This window comes from Streptomyces colwelliae, assembly GCF_048158785.1.
Classification (GTDB): Bacteria; Actinomycetota; Actinomycetes; order Streptomycetales; family Streptomycetaceae; genus Streptomyces.
The window spans coordinates 1-4,000 of sequence record NZ_JBLTJC010000610.1; the positions used below are offsets into that span (position 1 = coordinate 1).

At 63.2% G+C, this 4,000-nt stretch carries 7 protein-coding genes and 1 pseudogene; 1 reads left to right on the top strand and 7 read right to left on the bottom strand.

The window, feature by feature from the left end:
• Positions 1–127: 127 nt before the first annotated feature.
• The 6 genes and pseudogenes from ACNFOC_RS56145 to ACNFOC_RS51895 all read right to left on the bottom strand — a co-directional run.
• Positions 128–232: pseudogene (locus ACNFOC_RS56145) on the bottom strand (RNase A-like domain-containing protein); the annotation flags it as partial.
• Positions 233–245: 13 nt separating this feature from the next.
• Positions 246–803, bottom strand: a complete 558-nt coding sequence (locus ACNFOC_RS51875; RefSeq protein WP_416965942.1) for a hypothetical protein — start codon at positions 801–803, stop codon at positions 246–248.
• A 27-nt stretch (positions 804–830) separates the two neighbouring features.
• On the bottom strand, positions 831–2,510 hold the full coding sequence (locus ACNFOC_RS51880) for an RNase A-like domain-containing protein (protein WP_416965943.1): 1,680 nt from the start codon (positions 2,508–2,510) through the stop codon (positions 831–833).
• Positions 2,510–2,827, bottom strand: a complete 318-nt coding sequence (locus ACNFOC_RS51885; protein WP_416965944.1) for a WXG100 family type VII secretion target — start codon at positions 2,825–2,827, stop codon at positions 2,510–2,512. Before ACNFOC_RS51885 ends, ACNFOC_RS51880 begins: the two co-directional genes overlap by 1 nt.
• Positions 2,828–2,905: 78 nt before the next feature.
• A complete protein-coding gene (locus ACNFOC_RS51890; RefSeq protein ID WP_416965945.1) occupies positions 2,906–3,337 on the bottom strand; it encodes a WXG100 family type VII secretion target in 432 nt (143 codons plus the stop codon).
• 57 nt (positions 3,338–3,394) lie between these two features.
• Positions 3,395–3,709, bottom strand: a complete 315-nt coding sequence (locus tag ACNFOC_RS51895) for an ATP-binding protein (protein WP_416965946.1) — start codon at positions 3,707–3,709, stop codon at positions 3,395–3,397.
• A 6-nt stretch (positions 3,710–3,715) separates the two neighbouring features.
• On the opposite strand from ACNFOC_RS51895, the gene ACNFOC_RS51900 reads away from it, so the two are divergent.
• Positions 3,716–3,811: a DUF397 domain-containing protein gene (locus ACNFOC_RS51900; protein ID WP_416965948.1), complete on the top strand. Its 96-nt coding sequence runs from the start codon at positions 3,716–3,718 to the stop codon at positions 3,809–3,811.
• Here the strand turns inward: ACNFOC_RS51900 and ACNFOC_RS51905 are convergent.
• Positions 3,808–4,000: hypothetical protein (locus ACNFOC_RS51905; protein ID WP_416965947.1), on the bottom strand; the 193-nt coding region annotated here is incomplete at its 5' end. The two genes, ACNFOC_RS51900 and ACNFOC_RS51905, sit on opposite strands and share 4 nt — an antisense overlap.

Here is a 4,000-nt window from a genome sequence, read left to right on the forward strand (position 1 = left end):
GACGGCGCTTCCACAAGCCACCGCCGGATCACTAGTCCCGACTTTCGTCCCTGCTCGACCCGTCGGTCTCACAGTCAAGCTCCCTTGTGCACTTACACTCAACACCTGATTGCCAACCAGGCTGAGGCTGGGCGAGCCAGCGGTGGATGGCCTGCTCGTTGGCGGTGACGGTCTGTTGGGTGGCCCATTGGGCGGTTTCGCGGTCGGGGTAGGTGGCGGTGCGGGTGCGCATTCGTTGCTCGCTCTCAGTCTTCGTCGAAGGCCCAGAAAACTCCCACTTCGGAGTCCGAAACGACAACAAGGCCGCAGTCGGTAGTGAAGTTGGAAAGGCAGTTCCATTCAGCATCGGGATTCAGTAGATCCACATCAGGGTTCACCCGGGCGGCGGCCAGATTGGTGTAGTAGGCAATTTCCGGGGTGAACCTTGAAATAATCGTGTCGGCGCACTCAAAAAGTCGCTCTTTACGGTTCTCAAAATCCGGGATGTTTGAAGCTTGGTAGTATTGTCCTTGGAGGGCAACCAGTAGTTGGGATGCGGATCTATTTCCCACTCGGTAAAGAAGGGAATCGAATTCATTGAGACTTAGGTCGGCGAATGGTGTCTCTTGATGCTTCTCGCTGCCGGACCCTGGCGGGGGGAAATTCAGAGACGCCCAGTTTCGTGGGTCTTTGACTTTCAGTTTCATGACGGCTTGGACGTCGTAGCGCCAGTCGTCATGGTTCCGGGGACCCACCGCCGCGAAGGTCCACGCCCCGCCGAAAAGTTCCAGCAGAGCCGATTTCCACGAAGCGGAATCGATCATCTCTTGCCCTTCATGGCTTGTTGTTCCTCATGACTGCACCGTGTCGCTCGGCATTGACGTGAGGACGACGTAGGGCGGATGGCCGCCGGGGCGGGGTTTCAAGGTCACATTGACGATATGCGAGTCGTGGGCAGTGGAGTCACCTCGCGTCCAAGTCCGGCCCACGGTGTCGTTGAAAGTGAGTCCCACGGTTCGCTTGGAACGGTCCGGATTCGGGTTGCTCGCCAGCCAGTTAGCGATCTTCTGCTGGTTGCCCGGGTCGTCGAGGACACCCTGTGTGTACCGCTGGGCCGACGTCAGGTCGGTAAATGTCGATGCGGCGATCGGCGCGACCGTACCGTCCGGACGTATCTTCGCCTGGTCGCGAAGCCTCTGCTCCAGTTGTGCGTCCGTCTTTCCCACATGCTTGTCGATGACGTGTGAACCTGCCAGTCCTTCCTGATTGGCGAGGTCGACGGGGAAGCGGTGCTTGGACTCGTCATCTCCCGGAACCGTGTAGAGCGGATCTCCTTTGAAGTCCGTCAATGCCCGCGCGCCGAACGCCTCGGCCCTGGCCGTTTCAGCATTGAAGGTCGGTGCGCTTGTGTATGCCTCGTCCAGTGCCGGAAGCAGCGCATTGATTTCGCCGACCTGCCGATGGATACGGTTGTTGTAGGCCGACACGGCGTCGTTCAGGGCGCCCTCGTCGATGTTCAGCACGATCCCGACGGAGACGTCCGCGACCAAGCCCTTTCCTGTTTCCCACAGCCCTTTCAGTAGGCTTTTCGCGTCCGTGACGTCGATATCTCTGGGGTCAAGTTGCTTGATACTGTCGACAACGGCTTGGCGGTAGATCCGGTGCAGATCGTCCCGGACGTCCTCGGCGGCCTTCGCGACGTTGTAGATCGCGTCGACCATGGCATCGCACGTGTCGAAGAGAACGGCGAAGACGGGATGGCTGCTTCCCCTCTTCTTCGCGTCGTCGTTGGACCAGTCGTAACCTTCGCGATTCTTGCCCCAGGCGGAAGTCCCCCACAGCGTGCTGCAGAACGTCCGCATCGCGTTGTACCAGTCCTGATCGGTCTGGTCGGTGATGCTGCCGACGAGGCCCGTCAGTGTTCCGTCCACCATGCCGAGCGTGGTCTGCGGCATGCGCCATGCCTGGGAGATCGAGTTCAGGCGCAGGTGATTGGGCAACGGGAGGATCGTTGCCGCTTTGCCCCAACGGCACTCGTGCTCCAGCAGGGGACGCATGACAGCCAGAACCACGGCTTCCAGGCCTTCGAGGGCCTCCTGCATCAAGTCCTGGCCTGGGTCGATGTCCCCCCACTTGAAATCGGTGACCGGGCCGTATGTGGGGGCTTTGTCGATGACATGCGGGGCGGGCCGGTGTGTCGGCTGTCCTGTCGGCGAAGGGTTGGTGGCCGCGTCGGCCGCCGCGTAGTTGTTGGCAGTGGACGTGAAGCCGACGGCGGCTCCTCCCACGCTCACCACGGATTTCGCCCAGACATCGAGGAAGCGCTCGGCGACTTTCAGGTAGGCGGTCGTGAAGTCCTTCATCGCCGTACCCCTTCCGCCGCCGTCCGGGTACCGAGCCAGTTCGTCGAGGAATGACTTGATGCCACGGTCAAGAGGGTCCTGCTGGCCTGCTATGCCCGTTGAGACGCCGTACAGGACGGTCGGAGTGACATCGATCTTCCCGTTCCCCGGCTGCGTCGGGGTGCTCATCAGGCCGCTCCCCAGCCGCGCAGCACCGCCCGATGAGCCGCCGAGTAGTTCGCGTGACCAGTCGTGACGTACGCGTGCAGCCACTTCTGCGCGGCCTGTAGATCCTGCGCCGAGTGGTCCCACTCGTCGAGCTTCTGGACGAAGACCTCGCGGGCCTCGCCCGTCCACGACAACACGACCGGCTCGGCCCGCTCGTAGAGGTCGTCGAGTTTGCCGTTGAGCTGCTTGAGGATGTCCTCCAGCTCGGCGGTGAGGTCGTGGAGCGTGGCGAAGGAGACGGCTATGTGGTCGTTGTCGGCGGAAGCCCCGGTCGACATGATCCCCCTGGATATCGGTCGGCAACTGTGGGTGGGTGAAGGTCACTTGACGGCTCGCGTGCGGAAGGGCCGCAAGGATCAGAAGGAGTCGAGGCTGCTGCGGGGTGGCGGCGTCGGCGTATTTGCCGTCGCCTCCACGTTCGGCGTGGACAGCTTGTCGACCTCGCTGCCGACGTCGACCTGGATCGTCCGCATGTGCTCCAGTACCTCGATGTCGTGCGCGGAGAAGCCGTCGCGGCTCATCCGCACGGCCTGCTCCAGCAGCTTCATCACTTCGCGGATGCGTACGGCGTCCTCGGTCGCCGCGCGGTGGAACTCGCGGTACGCCGTCGCCGCGGGGCCGCGCCAGCCGGCTTCGACGCGGTCGACTATCGCGTCCATCCGCTTGACCTGTTTGTCGAGGTGGTCCTGCATGTCGTCGAGGTCGCCGGCGAGTTTGGTGAGGTCCTTGGACGACACATGCAGGTCAGGGTTGCCACCCTGGCCCGCGCCGGTTCCGGGCACTGCCATGCCGTATCTCCGCCCCCGTCGCGTCGACATCACACGTCACTTGCTGTTGCAATAATCCTACGGTTCGCGGTGACCTTGAAGCGAGGCGCCAGGGCCCGTGATGTCCAACTCCGCCCATACGGTCTTGCCCACCGTGAGTCTCTCCACGGCCCAACGGGCGGCCAGCGTACGGACGATGAGGAGGCCGCGGCCGAACTGGTCGTCTGGGGTGGAGGTTTGGGGGAACGGGAACCGCTCGCCCCTCGGGTCGGTGACCGCGACGCGCAGCGTGTTGCCGGTGAGGGACGTCTCCACGCGGAACAGACGGTCCCGCAGGCACCCGTGCAGTAAGGAGTTCGTGCACAACTCGCTTGCCAGTAGCGCCGCGTCCACGGCACGATCGCCGTCCGTGACTCAAAGTACGTGGACTGGGTGATAGTCCAGCTCACCCCCACCACCTGGGCCGCGTTCACAGCGCACGTGGGTGCCCTCTAACCCCGCACCCACATCGGCGAGTGCGCTTCCCTCAAGTGCTCCGTGAACGCGTTGACGACGATCGGGAAGAAGTCGGTGAACCGTTCGCCTGCCGACCCCGCGTGGTCTGTGGTCGGGTAGGCGACGTCGAGGGCGGTCAGGCGGCCGGCCAGTACGTCGCTGAACTCCCGCGACTCGGGGATCATCCGG